The sequence below is a fragment of the Subtercola boreus genome (assembly GCF_003399645.1).
GTDB lineage: Bacteria > Actinomycetota > Actinomycetes > Actinomycetales > Microbacteriaceae > Subtercola > Subtercola boreus_A.
The window spans coordinates 1-798 of sequence record NZ_NBXD01000050.1 but is presented as its reverse complement, the minus strand read 5'-3'; the positions used below and the strand labels follow the sequence as shown (position 1 = coordinate 798).

At 64.2% G+C, this 798-nt stretch carries 1 protein-coding gene; it reads left to right on the top strand.

Going from position 1 to position 798, the window contains the following annotated elements; all coding sequences use genetic code 11:
* Positions 1–637, top strand: a 637-nt coding sequence (locus tag B7R24_RS16795) for a transposase (RefSeq protein WP_172583005.1), incomplete at its 5' end; no start/stop codon positions are given.
* Positions 638–798 lie beyond the last annotated feature (161 nt).

Here is a 798-nt window from a genome sequence, read left to right as displayed (position 1 = left end):
CCGGCAAGACCCCGCGGTGAAACGCGCGATCGGCACCATCCCCGACGACGGTTGGACGAAGATCAAATACACCGACGCGATCTACGACCAAGACACCGACACCTGGACCTCCGACGCGGAAGTCGCGGAAGTCCCTTACATCGCGTTCTCCTCGAAACCGAAGAAAGACAGGATCGAAGGGCGTCTGGTCGTCAGGCGGATTCCGGAGTTGAACAAGAAGAAGTTGTCTCAGCCGACGCTGTTCGACACGTATCGGTTCCACGCGTTCTTCACCACCAGCACCCTCGACACGATCACCGCCGACCAGGTCCACCGCCGGCACGCGATTATCGAGCAAGTCCACGCCGACTTGAAGAACTCCGCCCTCGCGCATCTCCCGTCGGGGATCTTCACCGCGAACGCCGCCTGGCTGATTCTGGCCGTCATCGCGTTCAACCTCACCCGCACCGCCGGCACCATCACTGGTGCTGTCCTTGCCTCCGCGACGACCGCCACGATCCGCCGGAAACTCGTCAGTATCCCCGGCAGGATCGCGTCCTCCGCACGACGAATCACCCTGCACCTGCCCGACGCCTGGCCCTGGGAAACCGCGTGGTCAGCACTGTTCAGCCACGCACTTGCACCACCCCAAGGCTGACCACACCTACCGACCCGCCGACACGGCGCCACAAGATGACCAAGTGGAACACCACGGGCAGCGAGGCTCGCGGCTCCGCCGCGCGCAACACCAGCCAGCGCCTCAGTCAGCCCGACAACACCGCGGACCCCCTCACACCCAAGAACGTCGGTGGATCGAGG